Annotated in this window: 20 protein-coding genes and 2 tRNA genes; 10 read left to right on the top strand and 12 right to left on the bottom strand. The window is 67.3% G+C overall.

What is annotated here, in order from left to right; all coding sequences use genetic code 11:
- Positions 1–85: 85 nt before the first annotated feature.
- A complete protein-coding gene (gene phoU, locus NVV90_RS03840) occupies positions 86–739 on the top strand; it encodes a phosphate signaling complex protein PhoU (protein ID WP_258439876.1) in 654 nt (217 codons plus the stop codon).
- Positions 740–818: 79 nt separating this feature from the next.
- Here the strand turns inward: phoU and NVV90_RS03835 are convergent, their stop codons facing one another.
- The gene (locus NVV90_RS03835; RefSeq protein WP_258439875.1) at positions 819–1,565 is read right to left on the bottom strand and encodes a phosphoglyceromutase; all 747 of its coding nucleotides are present in this window, start codon (positions 1,563–1,565) and stop codon (positions 819–821) included.
- A 131-nt stretch (positions 1,566–1,696) separates the two neighbouring features.
- Between NVV90_RS03835 and NVV90_RS03830 the strand changes: the two genes are divergently transcribed.
- Positions 1,697–2,518, top strand: coding sequence for a class I SAM-dependent methyltransferase (locus tag NVV90_RS03830; protein WP_258439874.1), 822 nt, complete (start codon positions 1,697–1,699; stop codon positions 2,516–2,518).
- 6 nt (positions 2,519–2,524) lie between these two features.
- On the opposite strand, the gene NVV90_RS03825 is transcribed toward NVV90_RS03830, so the two are convergent.
- The gene (locus tag NVV90_RS03825) at positions 2,525–2,866 is read right to left on the bottom strand and encodes a DUF2516 family protein (RefSeq protein WP_258439873.1); all 342 of its coding nucleotides are present in this window, start codon (positions 2,864–2,866) and stop codon (positions 2,525–2,527) included.
- Positions 2,867–2,989: 123 nt separating this feature from the next.
- Complete coding sequence (locus NVV90_RS03820; RefSeq protein WP_258439872.1) at positions 2,990–4,174, bottom strand: PLP-dependent aspartate aminotransferase family protein; 1,185 nt, start codon at positions 4,172–4,174, stop codon at positions 2,990–2,992.
- Positions 4,175–4,247: 73 nt separating this feature from the next.
- On the opposite strand from NVV90_RS03820, the gene tmk reads away from it, so the two are divergent.
- The 3 genes from tmk to NVV90_RS03805 are packed head-to-tail and all read left to right on the top strand — an operon-like array spanning position 4,248 to position 7,686.
- Positions 4,248–4,922, top strand: a complete 675-nt coding sequence (gene tmk, locus NVV90_RS03815) for a dTMP kinase (RefSeq protein WP_258439871.1) — start codon at positions 4,248–4,250, stop codon at positions 4,920–4,922.
- On the top strand, positions 4,919–6,067 hold the full coding sequence (locus tag NVV90_RS03810; RefSeq protein ID WP_258439870.1) for a DNA polymerase III subunit delta': 1,149 nt from the start codon (positions 4,919–4,921) through the stop codon (positions 6,065–6,067). The genes tmk and NVV90_RS03810 overlap by 4 nt, the downstream gene beginning before the upstream one ends.
- Positions 6,068–6,075: 8 nt before the next feature.
- Positions 6,076–7,686, top strand: coding sequence for an alpha/beta hydrolase (locus tag NVV90_RS03805; RefSeq protein ID WP_258439869.1), 1,611 nt, complete (start codon positions 6,076–6,078; stop codon positions 7,684–7,686).
- A 45-nt stretch (positions 7,687–7,731) separates the two neighbouring features.
- Here the strand turns inward: NVV90_RS03805 and NVV90_RS03800 are convergent, their stop codons facing one another.
- Entirely contained in the window at positions 7,732–8,448 is a 717-nt protein-coding gene (locus NVV90_RS03800; RefSeq protein ID WP_258439868.1) for an HAD family hydrolase, read from the bottom strand.
- 223 nt (positions 8,449–8,671) lie between these two features.
- Here NVV90_RS03800 and NVV90_RS03795 point away from each other — a divergent pair.
- Positions 8,672–8,744: transfer RNA gene (locus NVV90_RS03795), tRNA-Thr, on the top strand.
- A 73-nt stretch (positions 8,745–8,817) separates the two neighbouring features.
- On the opposite strand, the gene NVV90_RS03790 is transcribed toward NVV90_RS03795, so the two are convergent.
- The 7 genes from NVV90_RS03790 to NVV90_RS03760 form a co-directional block, all read right to left on the bottom strand.
- Positions 8,818–9,657 carry an aldo/keto reductase gene (locus NVV90_RS03790; RefSeq protein ID WP_258439866.1) on the bottom strand — a complete coding sequence of 280 codons (840 nt, stop codon included), beginning with the start codon at positions 9,655–9,657 and terminating at the stop codon, positions 8,818–8,820.
- A 125-nt stretch (positions 9,658–9,782) separates the two neighbouring features.
- Complete coding sequence (locus NVV90_RS03785) at positions 9,783–10,223, bottom strand: hypothetical protein (RefSeq protein WP_258439865.1); 441 nt, start codon at positions 10,221–10,223, stop codon at positions 9,783–9,785.
- Between the two features lie 8 nt (positions 10,224–10,231).
- Positions 10,232–10,885 carry a bacterial proteasome activator family protein gene (locus NVV90_RS03780; protein ID WP_258439864.1) on the bottom strand — a complete coding sequence of 218 codons (654 nt, stop codon included), beginning with the start codon at positions 10,883–10,885 and terminating at the stop codon, positions 10,232–10,234.
- 79 nt (positions 10,886–10,964) lie between these two features.
- Positions 10,965–11,156 (bottom strand): YbdD/YjiX family protein, encoded by a 192-nt coding sequence (locus NVV90_RS03775; protein ID WP_258439863.1) that lies wholly within the window; start codon positions 11,154–11,156, stop codon positions 10,965–10,967.
- Positions 11,156–13,432 (bottom strand): carbon starvation CstA family protein, encoded by a 2,277-nt coding sequence (locus NVV90_RS03770; RefSeq protein WP_258439862.1) that lies wholly within the window; start codon positions 13,430–13,432, stop codon positions 11,156–11,158. The genes NVV90_RS03775 and NVV90_RS03770 overlap by 1 nt, the downstream gene beginning before the upstream one ends.
- 228 nt (positions 13,433–13,660) lie before the next feature.
- Complete coding sequence (locus tag NVV90_RS03765) at positions 13,661–14,242, bottom strand: PadR family transcriptional regulator (RefSeq protein WP_258439861.1); 582 nt, start codon at positions 14,240–14,242, stop codon at positions 13,661–13,663.
- Positions 14,243–14,278: 36 nt separating this feature from the next.
- Entirely contained in the window at positions 14,279–15,262 is a 984-nt protein-coding gene (locus tag NVV90_RS03760; RefSeq protein WP_258439860.1) for an NAD(P)H-quinone oxidoreductase, read from the bottom strand.
- Positions 15,263–15,370: 108 nt separating this feature from the next.
- Between NVV90_RS03760 and NVV90_RS03755 the strand changes: the two genes are divergently transcribed.
- Positions 15,371–15,458: transfer RNA gene (locus tag NVV90_RS03755), tRNA-Ser, on the top strand.
- Positions 15,459–15,660: 202 nt separating this feature from the next.
- The gene (locus tag NVV90_RS03750; RefSeq protein ID WP_258439859.1) at positions 15,661–16,446 is read left to right on the top strand and encodes a VOC family protein; all 786 of its coding nucleotides are present in this window, start codon (positions 15,661–15,663) and stop codon (positions 16,444–16,446) included.
- A 118-nt stretch (positions 16,447–16,564) separates the two neighbouring features.
- Here the strand turns inward: NVV90_RS03750 and NVV90_RS03745 are convergent, their stop codons facing one another.
- A complete protein-coding gene (locus NVV90_RS03745) occupies positions 16,565–16,771 on the bottom strand; it encodes a hypothetical protein (RefSeq protein ID WP_258439858.1) in 207 nt (68 codons plus the stop codon).
- Positions 16,772–16,805: 34 nt separating this feature from the next.
- Between NVV90_RS03745 and NVV90_RS03740 the strand changes: the two genes are divergently transcribed.
- Positions 16,806–17,129 carry a septum formation family protein gene (locus NVV90_RS03740; protein ID WP_258439857.1) on the top strand — a complete coding sequence of 108 codons (324 nt, stop codon included), beginning with the start codon at positions 16,806–16,808 and terminating at the stop codon, positions 17,127–17,129.
- A 253-nt stretch (positions 17,130–17,382) separates the two neighbouring features.
- Entirely contained in the window at positions 17,383–21,891 is a 4,509-nt protein-coding gene (locus NVV90_RS03735; protein WP_396125340.1) for an ExeM/NucH family extracellular endonuclease, read from the top strand.
- Positions 21,892–21,915 lie beyond the last annotated feature (24 nt).

The following is a 21,915-nucleotide window of genomic DNA, read 5'->3' as shown; positions in this document are numbered from 1 at the left end:
TGTCACTGTTACTAGTTGGACTGCCCAATGGTTTGAAATCCGCCGCCCGCCACGGGAACAGGATTTCCAAGGAAAGGACGCCTCAGTGCGCAAGGTTTTTCAGGAGGAACTCACCCAGGTAGGTGAGGACCTCATCGAGATCTCCAAGCTGGTCAGCGAAGCAATTGAGAAGGCCACCACGGCCTTCGAAGGCGCCGACGTTGATCTTGCCCAGGACGTCATCGCGGCCGATGCCCGGATCGACTTCCTGCAGAACGGCCTGGACGAGCGCGCCATCGACATCCTGGCACTGCAGGGCCCCGTGGCCAGCGACCTGCGCATGCTCGTCGGGTCGCTGCGCATGAGCGCTTCCCTGGAGCGCATGGGCGACCTCGCGCGGCACGTGGCCCAGCTGGCCCGCCTGCGCTACCCGGCCACCGTCATTCCCTCCTCGATGACGGAAACATTCAAGGCCATGGCCCGGCACGACATCGAGATCACCCGCCAGGTCACCGAGCTCCTCGAAACCCGCGACCTGAATGTGGCCCGGGAAATCCTCAAGACGAACAGCGCCGTGGATGACCTGCACCTGAGCGTGTTCAAGGCCATCGCTTCCCCCGACTGGAACGAGACCGCTTCCACCACCGTGGACGTGGCCCTGGCCAGCCGCTACTTCGAACGCTTCGCCGACCACGGCGTGTCCGTGGCCCGCAAGGTCACCTACCTTGTGACGGGTGAATGGCAGCCCGAAGGCTTCTAGAACTGAATTAACGACGACGCTAGGCCGGTCACCCTTGTGGGGTGACCGGCCGGCTTTCGTTAATCTGTGGCGCGAAGCCCTACTTCTTGCCCTGGTTGGCCACTGCGAGGATGGCCTCGGCTGCGGCTGCGGGGTCGAGGTAGGTGCCGCCGGCGTTGATCGGCTGGAAGTCCTCGTCCAGTTCGTACACCAGCGGGATGCCCGTGGGGATGTTCAGGCCGGTGATGTCTTCGTCGCTGATGCCGTCCAGGTGCTTGACCAGGGCGCGCAGGGAGTTGCCGTGGGCGGTGACCAGGACGGTCTTGCCGGCCTTCAGGTCTTCCTTGATGTCCGATTCCCAGTACGGGAGGAGACGGACCAGGACGTCCTTGAGGCATTCGGTGCGGGGCAGGGCGTCGCCAAGGTCCGCGTAGCGGGGGTCGTGCGCCTGGGAGAACTCGCTGTCGTCCGAGAGGACGGGCGGCGGGGTGTCGTAGCTGCGGCGCCATTCCATGAACTGCTCTTCGCCGAACTCGGCCAGGGTCTGGGCCTTGTCCTTGCCCTGCAGGGCGCCGTAGTGGCGCTCGTTGAGGCGCCAGTCGCGCTTGACCGGGATCCAGCCGCGGTCGGCCTTGTCCAGGGCGATGTTCGCCGTGTTGATGGCGCGCTTCAGGAGCGAGGTGTAGAGGACGTCCGGGAGAATCTCGTTCTCAACCAGGAGCTCACCGCCGCGGGCTGCCTCCCCACGGCCTTGGTCGTTCAGGTCAACGTCCACCCAGCCGGTGAAGAGGTTCTTGGCGTTCCAGTCGCTGTGGCCGTGGCGCAGCAGAATCAGCTTGTAAGTCATGGTTTTCATCCTAATTGATCCGCGGAGGGCCCTGCCGGGCGTTACGTTTCACAACGCGGGGTCACTCACGGCCCATGGCGAGGCCTCGGATGGGCCGTAACTGACCCCGCGTCGCAGGATAAAGTTGGGCCGTGGTGCAAAAAGCAGAACGGGTGAGCGCTCCCCGGAGCCGGAGCGGCAAGCCTGTCGGCAACATCACCCGCGGCACCACCAACCCGAACCGCATGCGGCGCCTGGACCGTTGGCTGGCCGGCCCGCAGGCGTGGCGGCTGCGCGCCGCCGTCGACCCCTTGGTGGTGGACCTGGGCTACGGGGCCTCGCCGGCCACCGCCGTCGAGCTCTTTGAACGGCTGCGGGCCGTCCGCCCGGATGTCCGCGTGTGCGGCATCGAGATCGAGCCGGAGCGCGTGCGGACCGCCGAAGCGCTCGAACGGCCCGGCCTGAGTTTCCACGTGGGCGGTTTCGAGGTGCCGGTGCCCGGCAATCCCGTGCTGGTCCGTGCCTTTAACGTGCTGCGGCAGTACGAGGAAGCCGATGTGGCGGGGATCTGGGGGCTGGTGCAGTCGCGGCTGGCCCCGGGCGGGCTGTTCATTGACGGCACCTGCGACGAGATCGGCCGCCGGGTCACCTGGGTGGCACTGGATCCGGAGAAGCCGCTGAGCCTGAGCCTCTCGGTACGCTTCGGCAGCTTCGAACTGCCCTCCGAGGTCGCCGAGCGGCTGCCCAAGGCACTCATCCACCGGAACGTGCCCGGCGAGCGGATCCACGCCTTCCTGCAGGCCATGGACAAGGCCTGGCTGGAGGCGGCGCCGCTGGAATCGTTCGGCAAGCGGCAGCGCTGGACCGGCATGTGCCAGTCACTGCGCGACGCCGGCTGGCCCCTTCAGGACGGACCGTCGCGGTGGCGCCTCGGTGAAGTCACCGTGGCGTGGGACGCGGTGGCGCCCAGGTAGGAGTCGCTACCAGGGGCCGTAGGGCCCGACGTTGCGGCCGCCGGCGCTTCCGGCCTCACGGACAGCGGGCCGGACATCCGCGAGGTACACGCACGACGCCGTCACTGCGGCGATGCCGAACAGGCCAAGGCTGCTGCCGCCGGTCACCAGGGTCAGCGCGCCGATGGCGAAGCCGATGCCGGTCAGTGCGAGCCAGAACGTCTTGGTGCGCTTGGACGCGGCCACGAAGAGATCGGGCTTGTGACGGAGGCAGTCCACCAAGGCCCACAGCTCAAGCGAAACGGCCACGAGCGCCAAGATGAAGTAGATCCCGCTGGTCACAAAGCTGATCAAGATTTTTCCGTCCACGTCCCTAAGCCTAATCCCCAATGCCCCCTAACCTCGCTTCGCTTCGGCCAGGGAACCCTGCATCGTGGGCCCATGCGAGGGGCCCCCAGCCGAGCGCAGCGAGGTTGGGGAGCAAGCTGGGCGCTAGCTGTCCAGAGACTTCAGTGCTTGCTCCAGATCGGACCAGAGGTCCTCGACGTTCTCAATTCCGACGCTGAGGCGGACCAGGTTCTCGGGGACGCTGAGCGGCTCGGCCGTGTGCCGGCGTCGGCGTTCAATGAGCGACTCGACGCCGCCGAGCGAAGTGGCGGGGAGCCACAGCCGGAGGGCACGGACCAGGGCGTCCGCGGCGTCGGCGCCGCTGCGTGTGTCGTCGCCGGCCACCTGGATGCAAAGGACGGAGCCGCAGCCCTTCATCTGGGCCTTGGCGCGCTCGTGGCCGGGGTCGCCGGGCAGGCCCGGGAAACGGATGGCCTCCACCCGTGGGTGGGTGCTGAGCCGCCCGGCAAGCGTCGCGGCCGAGGCTTGCGATCGCTCGATCCGCAGGGCCAGGGTGCGCAGGCCGCGCAGGGCCAGCCAGGCTTCAAAGGGGCCCGCGATGCCGCCGTGGATGCTGCGGTGGTGCAGGAGCGTGGCACGCAGCTCCGGATTGGAGGTCACCAAGGCGCCGAGCACGACGTCGGAGTGGCCGGCCAGGTATTTGGTCACCGAGTGGAGCACGACGTCGGAGCCCAGAGCCAGGGGCTGCTGCACGAGCGGCGTGGAAAAGGTGTTGTCCGTGACCACGATGGCGCCGGCCGCGTGGGCGGCCTCCGTCAGGGCGCGGACGTCGGCGATGCCGAGCATCGGGTTGGTGGGGCTCTCCAGCCAGAGCAGGTCAGCGGCCCTGCCGCCGGCCGGGGCGAGCTGGGCCTTGACGGCGTCGGTGTCCGCGATGTCCACGGTGCGCAGTTCCAGGAAGCCCTTCTCGGCGAGCTCCGTGGCCATCACCAGGGACCCCGCGTAGCTGTGGGACGGCATGACCACCACACCGCCGGCCGGGACCAGGGACAGGGCCGAGCTCACGGCGGCGAGGCCGGAGGCGTAGAGCAGGCCCGGCAGCGTGGCGCCTTCGAGCTGGGCCAGGGCCTCCTCGAAGGGGTCCCAGGTGGGGTTGGCGTAACGGCCGTAGCCGCGGTCGCCGTCGCCCAGCGAGCCCGTGCCGAAGTACGTGGAGGACAGGACGATGGGCGGGTTGACCGGTTCGTCGTGGCTGCGCTCGGGGCGGCCTGCGGCCACCACCACGGTTTCCGGGGACAGGGCTGCGGCGTGCTCTTCGGAAAGGCTCATGGTTTCAGGGTAATCGCGGGCAAGGCTGTGGATGAAAGCCGTTACGCGGCCCGGTGATCGGTAGGCTAGACGAGTGAGTATTCAGAGCCCAGGACTTTTCATCGCCTTCGAGGGCGGGGACGGAGCGGGCAAGTCCACGCAGGCCGCCCGGCTCGCCGCGGCCCTTGAGTCGCAGGGGCTGTCCGTGCTGCGCACGCGCGAACCCGGCGGCACGCCCATCGGCGAGAAACTGCGCTCCCTGGTGCTGGACCACGGACACGGCACCATCGACGCCCGCACAGAGGCCCTCATGTTCGCTGCTTCCCGTGCGGCGCACGCCAGCCAGGTGATCCGGCCCGCGCTTGCCGAGGGATCAGTGGTCATCACCGACCGCTACATCGACTCCTCCGTGGCCTACCAGGGTGCCGGCCGGGACCTCGGCACCGACGGCGTCCGCACCCTGAACGAATGGGCCACCGAAGGCCTGCTGCCGGACCTCACGGTACTGCTCGACGTGGACCCCCGCCAGGGGCGTGAACGCCGCACCGCCGGCGAGGCCGCCGAGGACCGTTTGGAGTCCGAGCCCGACGCTTTCCACTCGACCATCCGCACGGCGTTCCTGGATCTGGCCGAGGCGCGGCCCGCTGCCTACCTGGTGCTGCCCGCCAAGAGCCCCATCGACGAGCTCGCGGCGAGGATCCTGGAGCGCGTGGAGTCCCTGCTGGCTGAACGCGTTGCCGGCCATCGGCTTGCGGGCGAGCGCCCGTGACCGTTTGGGATGACCTCCAGGGCCAGGCGCCCGTCGTCGCGCAGCTGAAGCAGGCGGCGCAAGGCGAGGGCCTCAGCCATGCCTGGCTGTTCACCGGCCCGCCGGGGTCCGGCCGTTCCAACGCCGCCAAGGCGTTCGCCGCCGCGCTGAACTGCGATCAGGACGAGGTCGCGCTGCGGGGCTGCGGCGAGTGCGCTGCCTGCCGCACCATCCTGGGCGAAACGCACTCGGACGTGACGTTCGTGCGCACCGAGAAGGTCACCATCACCATCGACGAGGCACGCGAGCTCGTCTCCAAGGCCGGCGACCGGCCAGCCACCGGGCGCTGGCGCATCATCGTGGTGGAAGACGCCGACCGGATGGCCGAGCGCACCACCAACGTCCTCCTCAAGGCCATCGAGGAACCCACCCCGCGCACCATCTGGATGCTGTGCGCCCCCTCCCCCGCCGACGTTCTCGTCACCATCCGTTCGCGCTGCCGCCCGGTGAGCCTGCGGCTTCCGCCGGCCGCCGACGTCGCGGCCCTCCTGGTGAGGCGCGACGGCGTCGACCCCCAGCTCGCGGACCGCGCCGCCCGTGCGGCGCAGAGCCACATCGGCATTGCGCGCCGGCTGGCCCGCGACCCCGAGGCCCGCGAACGCCGGCTGGAGACCGTGCGCTTCCCGCTGACGCTGCGCGGCGTCACGGCAGCCGTCATGATGGCCGAGAAGCTCGTCAAGATCGCCACTGACGAGGCCAACAGCTCCAACGACGAGCGCGACGCCGCCGAGAAGATCGCCCTGCTGGCCAGCCTGGGCGCACCCGAATCCGGGACGCTGCCGCCGTCGATGCGCGGCCAGGTCAAGCAGCTCGAGGACGACCAGAAACGCCGCGCCAAGCGGTCCATCACGGACTCCCTCGACCGCACGCTGACGGACCTGTTGTCCTTCTACCGCGACGTATTGATCATCCAGCTGGGGAACGCCGTGGAACTGGTCAACGTTGAACTCAGGAGCGAGCTGGAGGAATACGCCGGCCGCTCGACGCCGGAAACCACCCTGGCCCGGATGGACGCCATCAACAAAGCCCGGGTCCGGATCACCACCACCAACGTGGCGCCGCTCTTGGCGGTCGAGTCCATGGCCACCAGCCTCATCCAGCAATAGGAGAACCCATGAAGTCCGCCCGACGCCGGCCTGCCGGTACCCCTTCACGGGACCGGTCCCGCCAGCTCCGGACGGCCCGCGGCGCCGGTGCCCGCCGCGGACTCCTCGCCATCGCAAGTGCCCTGGCCGCGGCCCTGGTGTTGGGCGGCTGCAGCTTCCCGTTGCCGTTGCCAACCCCGTCGGCAACGCACGGCACCGTGGAGCCTTCCATCGCGGCGGGCGCCCCGGAAGGCTTGGAGGATTTCTACTCCCAGCAGGTCGACTGGACCTCCTGCGAAAGCGGCTTCCAATGCGGCAACGTCCGGGTCCCGCTGGACTACGCAGACCCGGCGTCCGGGCACATCGCCCTGGCCGCGATCAAGCTGCCCAGCAGGGGCACCAAGCAAGGCTCCCTCCTGGTCAACCCGGGAGGCCCGGGCGGTTCCGGCTTCGACTTTGTGAAGGATGCAGGGCGCACGCACTTCACCGACAAGCTGCGTTCGGCGTTCGACCTGGTGGGCTTCGACCCCCGCGGGGTCAAGCGTTCGGCCCCCGTCACGTGCCAGAGCGACGCCGAACGCGACGCCTCGCGGCAGAAGGTCTACCAGTTCGATACGGATGCCGGAATCGAGGCCGCCCTCGCGGACAACAAGGCCATTTTCGATCAGTGCGTGGAGAAGACCGGCCCCATCCTGGCACACATTGACACCGTCAGCGCGGCGAAGGACCTGGACATCCTCCGGGCCGTGATGAACGATGCCAAGCTGAACTACCTGGGCTACTCCTACGGCACCTTCCTGGGCTCCACCTACGCCTCGCTGTTCCCCAACAACGTGGGCCGCCTGGTGCTGGACGGGGCCGTGGATCCTTCCATCAGCAACGAGGACCTCACCTCCGGCCAGGCCAAGGCGTTCGAGAAGGCCATCCACAGCTACGTGGCCGAGTGCCTTTCGCAGAAGTCCTGCCCGTTGCAGGGCACCGTTGAGCAGGGAGTCCAGGAGATCCGGGACCTCATCACCTCGGTCAACGAGACCCCGCGGACGGCCAACGACGGCCGCCTGGTGACGGGCCCTGCCTTCGTCAACGGCTTCATCACGCCGCTGTACGACGACGCCAGCTGGCCTGCCCTGACCCAGGCCCTCGATGCGGCCCTGGGCGGCGACGTCTCGCCGATGCTGCGGATCGCCGACCTCGCCGCGGACCGGGAGCCGAACGGCAGCTACAGCTCGAACTCCACCTTCGCGTTCAACGCCATCAACTGCCTCGACTACCCAATGGTCTCGGACACCGCAGGCATGCGGGCCGAGGCCGCACGCTTGATGGTGGATTCCCCCACGCTTGGCTACTTCTTCGCCTACGGCGGCATCAACTGCAAGGGATGGCCCTACAAGAACACCCGCACCCCGGGCCCCGTCGAATACAAGGGCGAGGCCCCGATCGTGGTCATCGGCACCACGGGCGACCCCGCCACACCCTTGGAATGGGCGGAGTCCTTGCGCCAGCAGCTGGGCAACGCGTCCCTGCTCACGTGGAAGGGCGAAGGCCACACCGCCTACGGCCGCTCCAACAGCTGCGTCTCCAACGCGGTGGATGGCTACCTCGTGGACGGGAAGCTGCCCCAGGACGGGCTGAGCTGCTGACTTCTTCGGCCGGCGCCGGCAAAAGTGGTCGGAACTTGAGGCGGCTCAGAGCTGCCAGGCGACGCGCTTCTCCAGCAGGCGCGGAAGCTCCCTGATGGAATCGACGACGGCGGTGGCACCGGCGGCGCGAAGGGTCGCCTCCGAATGCGATCCAGTGAGGACGCCCGCAATGACGGAGGCTCCTGAACGGACACCGGTGAGCATGTCGGCTCCGGTGTCCCCCACGACGGCGACCTCCCGCACGTCGTCGAGGTCCAGGGCCAGCACTGCCGTCAGCACCATGTCCGGGTAGGGGCGGCCGCGGCCGGCATCGGCGGGGCACAGGCTCAGATCCGCGAGGCCCATCCAGCCCAGGGATTCGAGCACCATGTTCTGGGTGTGGCGGCCGAATCCAGTGGCCAGGCAGACCTTCATGCCAGCGTCCCGCATCCAGGCGATCGCGTCCTCGGCGCCGGGGATGGCACGGACACCGCCGTCGGAGATCAGTTCGTCGTAGGCGAGCTCGAACACCTTGTTGGCCCGCTCGGCCACGGCTGCGTCGTCGAAAAGGTGGCTGAAAACCTCCATCTTGGAGTAGCCCATGGTGTCCCGGGCGTAGCCCAGCATGCTCTCGAAACGGCTGGTGCCGGGCTCGACGCCGTGCTCGACGAGGGCGCGGGACATGGCGCGCTCGGTGCGGCCGTCGTCGGTAATGGTGGTGCCCACCATGTCCAGCACGGCGAGTGACAGCCTCTTGGGTGTGTTGTCCATGTGCGTCGTCATCGCGCAGCCCTTCGCTCGGGGGTGGCCGCTTGCACTCGGCCACGGTAGATGTCCCAGCATCCGCCGCAAGGGAAACGCCCGGCTGAACCGGCCCCGACGCCCCGGTGAACATCGCCGCAACGGCTGCCCCGGCGTCGGGAACGCCGCCGTTTTGACCCGGGCACCGTGCCTCTATTACAGTTATGTCTTGCGTGATTCAGCCGCTTCGGCCGAAATGCGCGGCGCTTCCTTAGCTCAGTCGGTAGAGCGTTTCACTCGTAATGAAAAGGTCATCAGTTCGATTCTGATAGGAAGCTCGAAAAGAAATCCCCGCACTCATCGAGTGCGGGGATTTCTGCGTTCCGGCCGGCTTTGCGGCCGACGGCGGGATCAGGCGAAGTCGGAGACCGCCGGGTCCGGGCCGATGCGGCCTTCGGCCCCGCGGTCCAGGCCGTTGATGGCCTCGACGTCGGCAGCGTCAAGGGTGACGCCCAGGGCCGCGAAGTTCTCCTGGATGCGGGACTCGGTGACGGACTTGGGGATCACCACGTTGCCGATGGCCAGGTGCCAGGCGATGACCACCTGGGCCGGCGTGGCGCCGTGCTTGGCGGCAATCCCGGCTACGGTGGCGTTCTCCAGGAGCTCGCCGCCCTGGCCCAGCGGGGACCAGGCCTGCGTCAGGATGCCCTTGGACGCGTTGAACGCGCGCAGCTCGGCCTGGTTGAAGAACGGGTGCAGCTCCACCTGGTTGATGGCCGGAACCACGCCGGTCTCATCGATGATGCGCTGCAGGCCTTCCTTGGTGAAGTTGGAGACGCCGATGGACTTGACGCGGCCGCGCTTCTGCAGCTCGATCAGGGCCTTCCAGGTGTCCACGTACTTGTCCTGCTTGGGCTGCTGCCAGTGGATGAGGTAGAGGTCCAGGGTCTCCAAGCCGAGGTGGTCCAGGGACTTCTCGAATGCTTCAAGAGTGGATTCGTAGCCCTGGTCCGCATTCCACAGCTTGGTGGTGATGAAGAGTTCCTCGGCCGTGAGACCGGAGGACGCGATGGCGCGGCCCACACCTGCCTCGTTGCCGTAGATCTTGGCGGTATCGATATGGCGGAAGCCGGCTTCGAAAGCCTGGCGCACCACCTTTTCGGCTACATCGTCTTCAACTTGCCACACCCCGTAGCCGAGCTGGGGAATGGTGTTGCCGTCGTTAAAGGTCAGGTTTGGTGACAAAGTCATGACTGCCATCCTGCCAGCCACGGCGGCCCGCGGCCACGGTTTGTCACCCGGCTAAGCTAGGCGCTTAAAATGTTGCAATGAAGGAATAAAGGCGCCTGCAACGAATTTCCCCGGCCCCGGCAGACTCAGGCGTGAAGCTGCCGCTCGGCGTCGGCGATCTGCTCAAACACATGTTCCGCACGCCGGCGCACCGAAGCGGCACCGACGGGAACGGGCCCGACGGCGAGCCGCAGCATTGCGGCTGCCTCCGCCGTGGTGGCCAGGGAGTTGCCGGCCTTCGACAATGCGCGGTGGACGCCGGCCAGCGGCCCCGGAATATCCAGCCCGTCGCTGGGCGAGACCTTCTGCGCTTCCACGCAGATCGCCCTCACCCGAGGTGACAACTCGGCCAGTTCATTGGCGATCTCCACGAGCTCGTTGTAGAGCTGCTCATCCTCCACGCCTTCCAGGACCTGGTGGTACCGGTCCAGGCCGCGGTGGAAGCGGTCATGGGCCCGGCGCCACAGCCCCTTGCCCAGTTCAATATCGTCCTTCCGCCCTTGCCGGACGGTCCCGAAGAAACCCAAATCCGCCCTTAGAGGTATTGGCCGGGACCGTGGTCCGGGTCCTCGGCGTGCGAAGGCTGGGCAGGGCCCGGCCTGCCTGGCGCAGAGGCGCGCTGCGGCTCACCGTTCGCGCCGATGACGACGCCGGGGGCAATCACGGTGCCTGGCGGCAGCTGGCGGAGCTGCATCTGGGCGACGGCATGTTCGCGCGCGGCCTGCTGCGCTGCAATGGTCGCCTGGATGCCGTGGAACAGGCCCTCCAGCCAACCGACCAGCTGCGCCTGGGCAATGCGGAGTTCGGCTTCGGAGGGTGCCTTGCCCTCGGGGAACGGCAGGCTGATGCGCTCCAGTTCGTCGATGAGTTCCTGGGAGAGGCCTTCTTCGAGCTCCTTGATGGACCGCTCGTGGATCTCGGCAAGCCGGCCTCGTGCGGCCTCGTCCAGGGGCGCGCTCTTCACTTCCTCCAGCAGCTGGCGGATCATGGTGCCGATCCGCATCACCTTGGCGGGCTCGTCCACGAGGTCCTGGATGCTGGCGGCCTTCGCCTTGGCGGCTTTGCCCCCGGCTTCCTGGGCAGTCTCCTGCTCCTGGGGTGTCTGCGCGCCGTTGTCCAGGGTGGTGCCTTCCACGGGGATGTCGTCCGAAGTTTCATCCGTGGACTGAATGTCGCTCAGATCGCTCATGCGTTCATACTCTCACGGAGCCCCGACAGTCCACTTGTCATGGCCGGCATTTCGACTTCGTCCGTAGCGAAACCACATGTCAGCAGCATCTTCCCTGTGGGTTGCTGTCCTGCCGGTCCATGCGGTCACGCCAGAACTCGCGCTCGGTCATGGCAGGACCGGAGTGGCCCGAGGACTCGTGGTGTTCAAGGTACTTCTCGAACGCGTCGGCGCCGATGATTCCCTTCACGAACGCCGCGAAACCCCGGAGGCCCCTCACGATGGCAGCCATCAGTGGTGTGCCGGCCGCTCGGTCCGTTGCCCGGCCGGCAGGCTGTTCCACTCGGCCTGGAGTTCCTTCTCGGCCTTGGTGGGGAAGAGACCGGCGGGGGCGTATACCCTGGACGGCCGGGGCTCGTCCTCGTGGTCGTGGCCGCCACCCTGCTTGAAGGCCTTGGAGGTCGCGATGAGCGCGGCGATGATGACAATGACGCTGAGCGTCACGAAAATGACCGACAAGACCCCTTGGACCATCGTGTTGCGCACCACCGCTTCCATGGCCTCGACCGTCTTGGCCGTGCCGAAGGACGTCTTGCCGTCCGACAGGGCCTTGGCGAACGCGGCATTGTTGGCAAAGTAGCCCACTGCGGGAACCGGGGAGAAGATCTTCTGCAGGCTCGCCGTCACGGTGACGACGGCCACGAAGGCCAAGGGTAGGGCCACTACCCAGAGGTACTTGAAGGAGCCCCGCTTGGCTGCGATGGCCATGCAGACCGCAAGCGCGATGGCGGCCAGCAGCTGGTTGGCGATGCCGAACAGCGGGAACAGCGTGTTGATGCCGCCCAGCGGATCGGTGACGCCCATGAGCAGGACGGCGCCCCAGGCGCCGACCATCACGGCGGTGCACAGCCAGGCTCCCGGGCGCCAGGACGCCTCTTTGAACTTCGGGATGAAGTTGCCGATGGAATCCTGCAGCATGAAGCGCGCCACGCGGGTTCCGGCGTCGACGGCGGTGAGGATGAACAGTGCCTCGAACATGATGGCGAAGTGATACCAGAAGGCCATCATGGAGGTGCCGCCGATGAACTGCTGCATGATGTGGGCCAGCCCGACGGCGAGGGTCGGGGCGCCGCCGGAACGTGAGACGATGCTGGGCTCGCCGACGTTCGTGGCGGTCTGGGCGAGATCGCTCGGCGTGATGTTGACGCCGGACAGCCCCAGGCTGTTGACCCAGGCCGCTGCCGTCTCGACCGTGCCGCCGGTCAGGGCCACGGGGGCGTTCATGGCGAAGTAGATGCCGCGGTCAATCGAGATGGCCGCAACGAGGGCCATGATGGCGACGAACGATTCCATCAGCATGCCGCCGTAGCCGATGAACCGGGTCTGGCGCTCCTTTTCGATCAGCTTGGGCGTGGTTCCCGAGGAGATCAGGGCGTGGAAGCCGGAGAGCGCGCCGCAGGCGATGGTGACGAAGAGGAACGGGAACAGCGCTCCGGAGAACACGGGGCCGTTGTCCCTGCCGGCGAATTCGCTGAAGGCAGGGACGGTGATCTCCGGGCGGACCACGATGATGGCCACGGCCAGCATCACGATCACGCCGATTTTCATGAACGTGGACAGGTAGTCGCGCGGCGCCAGCAGCAGCCATACGGGAAGGATCGCGGCGATGAAGCCGTAGACGATGATGCCCCAGGCAATGGTGACCTTGTCCAGGTGGAAGAACGCGGCGCCCCATTCAGTACCGGCAACCGCGCCGCCGCCGACGATGGCGGCCATCAGCAGGACGAAGCCGATGATGGAGACTTCCATGACCTTGCCCGGGCGGATGAAGCGCAGGTAGACGCCCATGAACAGGGCGATGGGGATGGTCATGCCCACGGAGAAGACGCCCCAGGGGCTTTCGCCGAGGGCGTTGACCACCACGAGGGCCAGGATCGCGACGATGATGATCATGATCAGCAGTGTTGCGATGAGCGCGGCCGTACCGCCGATGGCGCCAAGCTCCTCACGTGCCATCTGGCCAAGGGAACGTCCGCCGCGGCGCATGGAGAAGAACATCACCAGGTAGTCCTGGACGGCACCGGCGAGGACGACGCCGATGATGATCCAGATGGTGCCGGGCAGGTAGCCCATCTGGGCCGCGATGATGGGGCCCACGAGCGGCCCGGCGCCGGCGATGGCGGCGAAGTGGTGGCCGAACAGCACGTTCCTGTCCGTGCGCACGTAGTCCTTTCCGTCGGCCTTGTATTCGGCCGGAGTGGCGCGGCGGTCGTTGGGTTTGAGCAGGTAGCGCTCGATGAACTTGGAGTAGAAGCGGTAGCCGATCAGGTAGGTGCAGACCGCCGCGAACACGAACCAGATCGCATTCACCGTCTCCCCGCGGACCAGGGCCACCATGAACCAGGCGACGGCGCCGAGCAGGGAAATGGCCGCCCAGACAGCAACCTTGGCCGGCGTCCATTTCCGCTCCGCGGCCTCGCGGACGGCGTCGTCCACGGCGGGTGCGGGCAGGGTGGGGTCAAGTTCCAGTACTGCGAGGGCCGGTTGTTCGTCTGCGGGTCTGCCCATGTCTCCTCCTTGAGATGAAGTGCCGGTGCATTGCTGCGGTCCAGTCCACTGCACCCTAGCAAGGGGCACGGACAAGACTGTGGACGCGGCGGGCCTGTCGGATGGCTGCTCGGTGAACGGCGGCAACCGTGCGCCGGGCGCAGCGGCTCCACGGCAAGGCCCGGTCATATGGCGCCTCCTTGGCGGTGATCCCGCCCCGGTGATTCAGCCCCGGCTGCTCCGCCCCGGTTATTCTCCCCCGGCCCCGTTGCTGGTTGTCCGTCCGCCGTTGTCCGCCGCGGTGGCCAGGGCAAGCTGGCCCAGCCGCGCCTCGCAGAGGTCCAGCCAGCGGACTTCGGCTTCGGCCTGGAAGATCAGGGAATCCAGCACGAGCAGCCGGGCGGTGTCCGCCGGCCGCTGGTTGGCGGCCGCGTCCTTCCGGCCCTGCGTATGATCCTTGAGCGCCTTCATGCTGACCTCGCGCTGGGCCTGGATGATGGCCGGGACGTCCATGCCCGGCAGCGTCACAGCCAGGGCCAGTTTGATCGCCAGCTCGTGCCGCGGCGGATTGCCGCGCTCCGCGGCGTCGGCAAACCAGGCCCGAACATCGGCGTGGCCCGCCTCGGTGAGGCTGTAAACGACGTGCCCGCCGCCGTCGTCGCCGTCGTTGCTGACCAGGCCGTCCCGCTCCAGCCGGTCCAGGGTGGTATAGACCTGGCCGATGTTCAGCGGCCAGACGGCCCCGGTGCGGCTCTCAAACTCTACGCGCAGCTGATAGCCGTATCTGGGCTGTTCCTGCAACAGTGCCAGGATGCTGTGCCGGATGCTCATGGGGCTCCTTGCGGGCAGGGAGGTGCACGGACACGATCAGAGGAGCAGCAGGACCTTGCCCACGTGCTCGCCGGAATCGAAGTACTCATGGGCCTGCCGGACTTGCTCCAGCGGGAACGATTTCGCCACGAGCGGCTTGATCCGGCCATCGCTGAGCATCGGCCAGACGACCTCACGTACAGCATTCATGATGACGCCCTTTTCCTCCACGGGGCGCGGCCGCAGGGCGGTGCCGATGATCGCCGCGCGCTTGCTGAGCAACTGGCCGAGGTCGAGCTCGCCCTTGGCGCCGCCCTGCAGGCCGATGACCACCAGACGGCCGTAGTCGGCCAGGGCTTCGACGTTCTGCCGAAGGTATTTGGCGCCGACGACGTCGAGGATCACGTCCGCGCCTTTGCCCCCGTTTTGTGCCTTAAGGCTTTCCGGAAAGTCCTCCACGGCGTAGTTGATGGCGATGTCCGCACCGAGGAAGGCCTTGGCGGTGCCGACTTTCTCGTCACTGCCGGCGGTGGTGGCCACCGTGGCGCCAAACGCCTTGGCCAGCTGGATCGCCATGGTTCCGATGCCGCCCGTGGCGCCGTGGATCAGGACCGTCTCACCCGCCTGCAGCTGCGCGGTCATGATCAGGTTCGAGTAGACCGTGGCCGCGACCTCGGGCAACGAGGCGGCGGTAACCAGGTCGATGCCCTCGGGAAGCCGCAGGACCTGCTCGGCGGAGACGGCCACCTGCTGGGCGTAGCCCCCGCCCGCGAGCAGCGCCACAACCTTGTCCCCGAGCGAGAACGCCTTGGTGACACCGGGGCCGAAGGCCGCGATGCGGCCGGAAACTTCCAGTCCCGGAATGTCGGAGGCTCCGGGGGGCGGCGGGTAGTGGCCCCTGCGCTGCTGGACATCCGCCCGGTTGAGGCCGGCAGCGACGACGTCGATCAGCACCTCGCCCGGTCCCGGCACCGGAGCGGGGACCTCGCGGATCTCGAGGACTTCGGGCCCGCCCGGGGTGGAGATGTAGACGGCTTTCATGAAGTGCTCCCGATTCCTGGCTGATGCGTGCAACAGGCTGCCCGCCCGCGTGGAACACGGCGTCCGGTTTTTGGTGCAGCCAACTCCCTATGAAACACTACTAGGCAGGGAAGGTTGTCCGAGCGGCCTATGGAGCTGGTCTTGAAAACCAGTGTGCGGTGACCCCGCACCAAGGGTTCAAATCCCTTACCTTCCGCCCATGGGACGCCCCGGATTCTGTTGCAGAGTCCGGGGCGTCTTCTTATTGCCTGTTTCTTGACCCGTCCACGCGATCTGAGAACTGACCCCCAGAAGAGCATTGAAACTGTCAGGGGCCCGGCATAGGGTTCTGTCTGTCTCCACCACTTACTCAGAAGAGCGTGGCCTCCGGGCCCGGAACAGACACAGGAGCCATACCCATGCCAACGCCTGACATCACTCCCGGCGCACCCTGCTGGATCGACCTGATGACCTCGGACACCGAAAAGGCCAAGACGTTCTACAGCGCCCTCTTCGGCTGGACATATGAGACCGGCGACCAGGAAAAGTACGGTGGCTACATCACGGCGTCGAAGAACGGCCAGATGGTGGCCGGGATCATGCAGAAGCAGGAAGACATGGCCCAGATGCCGGACGTCTGGTCCACGTACCTGCGCACGGATGACATCAAGGCCACCACCGCGGCCGCCACCGCCAATGGCGGGCAGGTCTACATGGAACCCATGGAAGTCCCGGAACAGGGCAGCATGGCCATGTACGGCGACCCGTCCGGAGCGGCCATCGGCGCCTGGCAGTTCGGCGAGATGAAAGGCTACGAGCTCGCCGCTGAATCGGGAGCCCCGGCCTGGCACGAACTGCTGTCCAAGGACTTTGCCGCGGCTGTGGGCTTTTACGAGAACGTCTTCGCCTGGGAGACATCAGTGGTGGGCGACACCGACGAATTCCGCTATTCCACGCTCGGTGCCGGGGACGACGCCAAGGCCGGCATCATGGACGCCTCAGGCTTCCTGCCGGAGGAGGTTCCGTCCCATTGGGGCGTTTACTTCGCGGTGGACAAGGTGGACGACACCGTTGAGCAGGCACTCGCACTCGGTGCCACGGTCATGCAGCCGGCCGAGGACACCCCGTTCGGCCGCCTCGCAACCCTCACCGACCCGACGGGCGCCACGTTCAAGCTGGCCGAGGACCTGAAGCAGGCAGGCTAGCCCACCACAGCAACGGATCACTCCGGCGGGCACCGGACAAGCATACGGTGCCCGCCGGCCGGATCCGCTCTGTGCCAGCGTCGGGGGATCGGCTGGCCGGAGTCGTTGACTTGGTCCCTCAGCCGACCACCGAGCCGAATTCCAGGAATCCCGGGCTTCGGTGGTTCTTCTGGGAAATGAGGACCAAAATGCACGCACCATCCCACTGCATCAAAGCGGCCGCCGCCCTGCTGTGTTGTTTGTCCTTGACGTTGACGGGGTGCTCGCTCATCAGCAGCGGTGATGCCAAGCGTGATGCATCCGGCGTGCCCACCGAAACATCCAAGGCTGACGCCTTCAAGCTAAAACTGGGCGACTGCATGGCAGAGCCCTCGGGCACCGAAGTCCAGGACGTGACCATCATCCCCTGCGGCGCGAGCCACGATTTCGAGGCCTACGCCGCCATGAAGTTCGACGGCGGGGCCTACCCGGGCGACGACGCCGTCCAAACCCAATCGCAGGACTTCTGTGGAACCGAGTTCGCCACCTTTGTGGGCAAAGCCTTCGATGACTCCACCCTGGAGATCACCTACCTCTACCCGACGCGGGACAGCTGGAAGGGTGGCGACCGCGAGATCATGTGCCTGATCGGCGGTGCCGCCGGCGCGAAGACCACCGGCACGCTCAAGGGAACCGGGCTCTAGGAGTTCCAGGCCCAGCAGTTCCAGGCCCAGCAGTTCCAGGCCCGCCATCCCGGCCCAGTCCTGCCTGGTGCACCCCCGTCAAGCACGTCATTCACCGTCCACCCGGCATTCACCCGGCCATGTTGTAATGCCCGGGCACAAGGTTTACCCGGAGTAAGTTCCGGTCAGCGCCCGCCGCACAAGACCGCGGGCGCCGTCCACAGGGCCCTACAGGGCTCCCTAATGGAAGTTAGAGCGGATGCACCAAAGACACATGAAATTGCTCATCGGCACTGCCCTGTCAGCGGGGCTCATCGCGGCACCACTGGCCGCAGTCCCGGCCTTGGCCGCAGACGAGACGGCCACGGGGACATCCCCGGTGGTCATCAGCGAGGCCTACCTCAGCGGCGGAAGCGCAGGAGCCGCCTACAAGAACAAGTTCGTGGAGCTGTACAACAGTTCCGACTCCCCCGTGGACCTCGCCGGCTGGTCCGTTCAGTACCGCCCGGCCACCGGCACGGGAGCCCCCAGCGGAGTCACCCCGCTGACCGGCAGCATCCCGGCCAAGGGCCACTACCTGGTCCAAGGGGCAACGAACAGCGCAACGTCCACGGCACCGGCCCTGCCAAAGGCCGATGTGGAAGCACCCGGAACCCTGAACCCCAGTGGAACCGCCGGAACCATCGTCCTGGCCAGGCAGAGCACCGCCCTCAACCCGCTGCCCGCAGGCTCCGTGGTGGGCAACCCCGCCGTCGCCGATCTGCTGGGCTACGGCACGTCCAACACCTTTGAAACGGCAGCCGCTACGGCTCCTGCCGGCAACACGGACGTCAAGAGCCTCAACCGGAGCAACGGCAGCGACACCGACTCCAACGCCGCCGACTTCAGCCTCAGTGCCAGCATCACGCCCACCGCGGCGGGCGGCGGAACTACGCCGCCTGAGCCCGGCGGCACGAAAACCATCGCCGAAATCCAGGGCACCGGGGCGGCCAGCCCGCTGGTCGGCGCCACCGTGACCACCCGCGGCAAGGTCACCGCCGTGTACGCAGCCGGCGGCCTCAACGGCTACTACGTCCAGACCCCCGGCAGTGGAGGGGACGCCGAGCAGGCGGCCAGGACGGCGTCGGACGCTCTGTTCATCTACTCGCCGGCAACCGCCGCCACCGTCCAGGCCGGAGACTACCTCGAACTCAGCGGCGTGGTGAGCGAATTCGCGAACCAGACGCAACTGACCGTCGAGGCGGCCGGGCTCACCAAGCTCGCCGACGCGGTGCCGGAAGTCAAGGCCACCGCCTTCACGCTCCCGGCCGCTGAAGCCACCCGCGAAAGCCACGAGGGCATGCTCCTGGCACCGCAGGGCGCCTTCACCGTGACGGACAACTACTCACTCAACCAGTACGGCGAGATCGGCCTGGCGGCCGGAACCTCGCCGCTTGTCCAGCCGACGGCGGTGGCCACGTACGGCTCGGCCGAGTACGCCGCGACGGTTGCGGACAATGCGCTGCGCGCCATCAAGCTCGACGACGGCGCCTCCACCAATTTCCTCAAGGACGCCGCCACCAAGGCCCAGGCGCTCCCCTACCTGACTTCGTCGGACCCTGTCCGGGTGGGCTCGCCGGTCCAGTTCCGCAGCAACGTGGTCCTGGGCTACGGCAACAACGCCTGGAAGTTCCAGCCCCTGGCCCAGCTCACCGCGGCCAATGCGGAGTCCGTCCAGCCGGCCAGCTTCACCGCCAGCCGTCCGCAGGCTCCGGCCAACGTCGGCGGAACCTTGAAGATCGCGTCCTTCAACGTGCTGAACTACTTCCCCACCACCGGCGACCAGCTCACCGGCTGCAATTTCTACTATGACCGCGACGGCAACCCCATCACCGTCAAGGACGGCTGCAACGCCCGCGGTGCCGCGAACGCCGAGAACTTCCTCCGCCAGCAGGCCAAGATCGTCGCCGCCATCACCAAGTCCGGCGCCGACGTGGTGTCCCTCGAGGAGATCGAAAACTCCGCACAGTTCGGCAAGAACCGCGACGACGCCTTGTCCAAGCTGGTGGACGCACTCAACATGGCAACGCCGGAGGTGTGGGACTACGCCCGCACGCCCGCCAACGCTCCCCCGCTCAGCGATGAGGACATGATCCGCACCGCGTTCATCTACAAGAAGGCCGCGGCTGAGCCGGTGGGCGAATCCATCATCCACAACGACACCACCGCCTTCGCCAGTGCCCGCAAGCCGCTGGCCCAGGTGTTCAAGCCGGTGGGCGCCGACGATGACAAGAAGTTCATCGCGATCGTGAACCACTTCAAGTCCAAGGGCTCCGCGGCCACCCTGGATGATACGGACAAGGGCCAGGGCGCGTCCAACGTCGCCCGCACGCAGCAGGCCCAGTCGCTGCTGGCATTCTCCAACGACCTGCAGGCGTCCAAGGGCACGGACAAGGTATTCCTGATCGGCGACTTCAACGCCTACAGCAAGGAAGACCCCATCAACGTCCTGACCGGGGCCGGTTACACCGACCTTGAGGCGGGCACGGGCAAGCATTCCTACCTGTTCGGCGGCCTGGTGGGCTCCCTGGACCACATCCTGGCCTCCCCGGCAGCCAAGGCGGTGGTCACCGGAACCGACATCTGGAACATCAACTCCGTGGAGTCCGTTGCCCTGGAGTACAGCCGGTATAACAACAATGTGAGCAACTACTACGCCCCGGACGAGTTCCGGGCGAGTGACCACGATCCCGTGATCGTGGGCTTGGACCTCCCGGCCGGCCCGGTCACCCCTGCCAGCGTTGACCTGCAGTTCCTGGGCATCAACGATTTCCACGGCCGGATCGACGCCAACACGGTCCTCTTCGCAGGCACCGTGGAGAAGCTGCGTGCCGCTGCCGCACCGGGGGCCACGGCCTTCATCTCGGCCGGCGACAACATCGGGGCCTCCCTGTTCGCCTCCTCCGTGGCCAAGGACCAGCCGACCATCGACGTCCTGAACGCCCTGGAGCTGCGGGCCTCCGCGGTGGGCAACCACGAGTTCGACGGCGGCTGGACGGATCTGCGCGACCGCGTCATCGCGGGCGGCAGCAACGCGAAGTTCCCTATCCTGGGCGCCAACGTCTACCAGAAGGGCACCACCACCCCGGTGCTGCCCGAATACACGGTGCTGGAGCTGAACGGCATCCGTGTGGCCGTCATCGGGACCGTGACCCAGGAAGTGCCGTCCCTGGTCACCCCGGCCGGCATCACGGAGCTCGAATTCGGTGACCCGGTGACGGCCATCAACCGCGTGGCCGCCACCATCAAGGCCGGGAACCTCGCCGATGTGATCATCGCCGAAACCCACGACGGCGCCGCCTCAGGCACGCCCGAGGGCTCCACCCTGGAACAGGAAGTCGCCGCAGGCGGGCCGTTCGCCAGGCTCGTGCGGGAAACCAGCCCGGACGTCGCCGCGATCTTCACCGGCCACACCCACAAGGAATACGCCTGGGCGGCCCCGGTGCTGGACGCCAACGGGCAGCCTACCGGCAAGACCCGCCCGATTGTCCAGACCGGCAACTACGGCGAAAACGTGGGCACGGTGACCCTGACCGTGGACACGGCGAGCAAGGCCGTGACGGCCCACAAAGCCGCCATCGTCGACCGGACCACGGACTCCGCCGACAGCCTGGTGACCGCCTATCCGCGCGTCGCCACGGTCAAGGGGATCGTGGACAAGGCCGTGGCCGCGGCGGCCGTCATCGGCAACCAGCAGGTGGGCACGGTCACCGGCGATATCACCACAGCCTTCACGCCCGACCCTGCCGGCGGCGCCCCCAAGCGCGACGACCGCGCGAGCGAATCCACGCTGGGCAACCTGGTGGCGGACTCCCTGGTGGACACGCTCAAGGCTCCGGACCTGGGTGCGGCCGAAATCGGCGTCGTGAACCCCGGCGGCCTGCGCAACGAGCTCTACTACGCGCCGGACGGGACCATCACGTATGCCGAGGCCAATGCGGTGCTGCCGTTCGTGAACAGCCTGTGGACCACGTCCCTCACCGGGGCGCAGTTCAAGACCCTGCTGGAGCAGCAATGGCAGAGCAATCCGGACGGCACGGTGCCCAGCCGCCCGTACCAGCAGCTGGGCCTGTCCAAGAACGTGAACTACACGTACGACGCCGCCCTCCCGGCGGGCGAGCGCATCACCGGCATCTGGGTGGGCGGGGCGCCGATCGACCCGGCCAAGCAGTACCGGATCGGCACGTTCAGCTTCCTGGCCACCGGCGGTGACAACTTCCGGATCTTCAAGGAAGGCAGCAACACCAAGGACACCGGGCTGGTGGACCGCGATGCCTGGATCAAGTTCCTGAAGGAGCACCAGCCGGTTTCGCCGGACTTCGCCCGCCGCTCCGTGGCCGTGGTGAACTCCACCGCCGCCGAGGTGAATGCCGGAGAAGCCATCGCCCTGGCCGTCTCCAAGCTGAACCTGACATCGATCGGCAGCCCGGCCAACACCTCCCTGGACGCCGTGTTTGTCGACGCCAAGGGCGCGGCGGTGGCCCTCGGTTCCGTGCCGGTCACGGCCGGTGCTGCCACCGTGGACCTCAAGGTCCCCGCCGCTGCGGCCGTCGGCACCGGCACCCTGGTGCTGACCGCCGTCGGGTCCGGAACCGTGGTCAAGGCCCTGGTGAAGGTTGCCGACAGCGGGCCGGTCCCGCCGCAGTGCACGCCGCCGGTCAAACCGGCCAAGTGGTACGACATCGCAGGCTGGCTCCGGTACGCGATCGCGTGGCTGGAGTACCAGAAGTGCCTTAGGGGCTAGGACCCCCGGTTCCCGAGCAAAGGC

Source organism: Arthrobacter sp. CJ23, assembly GCF_024741795.1.
Taxonomy (GTDB): domain Bacteria; phylum Actinomycetota; class Actinomycetes; order Actinomycetales; family Micrococcaceae; genus Arthrobacter.
The sequence above is the reverse complement of the archived record's forward strand: the minus strand, read 5'-3'. Positions and strand labels throughout refer to the sequence as shown.

What these genes read in the sequence shown, in the direction of transcription:
- NVV90_RS03770 (WP_258439862.1), bottom strand. Translation starts at nt 13,432, where the DNA reads ATGGGCAGACCCGCAGACGAACAACCGGCCCTCGCAGTACTGGAACTT.
- NVV90_RS03765 (WP_258439861.1), bottom strand. Translation starts at nt 14,242, where the DNA reads ATGAGCATCCGGCACAGCATCCTGGCACTGTTGCAGGAACAGCCCAGA.
- NVV90_RS03800 (WP_258439868.1), bottom strand. Translation starts at nt 8,448, where the DNA reads ATGACGACGCACATGGACAACACACCCAAGAGGCTGTCACTCGCCGTG.
- NVV90_RS03740 (WP_258439857.1), top strand. Translation starts at nt 16,806, where the DNA reads ATGGCAGAGCCCTCGGGCACCGAAGTCCAGGACGTGACCATCATCCCC.
- NVV90_RS03760 (WP_258439860.1), bottom strand. Translation starts at nt 15,262, where the DNA reads ATGAAAGCCGTCTACATCTCCACCCCGGGCGGGCCCGAAGTCCTCGAG.
- NVV90_RS03805 (WP_258439869.1), top strand. Translation starts at nt 6,076, where the DNA reads ATGAAGTCCGCCCGACGCCGGCCTGCCGGTACCCCTTCACGGGACCGG.
- NVV90_RS03820 (WP_258439872.1), bottom strand. Translation starts at nt 4,174, where the DNA reads ATGAGCCTTTCCGAAGAGCACGCCGCAGCCCTGTCCCCGGAAACCGTG.
- NVV90_RS03775 (WP_258439863.1), bottom strand. Translation starts at nt 11,156, where the DNA reads ATGGCTGCCATCGTGAGGGGCCTCCGGGGTTTCGCGGCGTTCGTGAAG.
- NVV90_RS03780 (WP_258439864.1), bottom strand. Translation starts at nt 10,885, where the DNA reads ATGAGCGATCTGAGCGACATTCAGTCCACGGATGAAACTTCGGACGAC.
- NVV90_RS03735 (WP_396125340.1), top strand. Translation starts at nt 17,383, where the DNA reads ATGAAATTGCTCATCGGCACTGCCCTGTCAGCGGGGCTCATCGCGGCA.
- NVV90_RS03790 (WP_258439866.1), bottom strand. Translation starts at nt 9,657, where the DNA reads ATGACTTTGTCACCAAACCTGACCTTTAACGACGGCAACACCATTCCC.
- NVV90_RS03835 (WP_258439875.1), bottom strand. Translation starts at nt 1,565, where the DNA reads ATGACTTACAAGCTGATTCTGCTGCGCCACGGCCACAGCGACTGGAAC.
- NVV90_RS03750 (WP_258439859.1), top strand. Translation starts at nt 15,661, where the DNA reads ATGCCAACGCCTGACATCACTCCCGGCGCACCCTGCTGGATCGACCTG.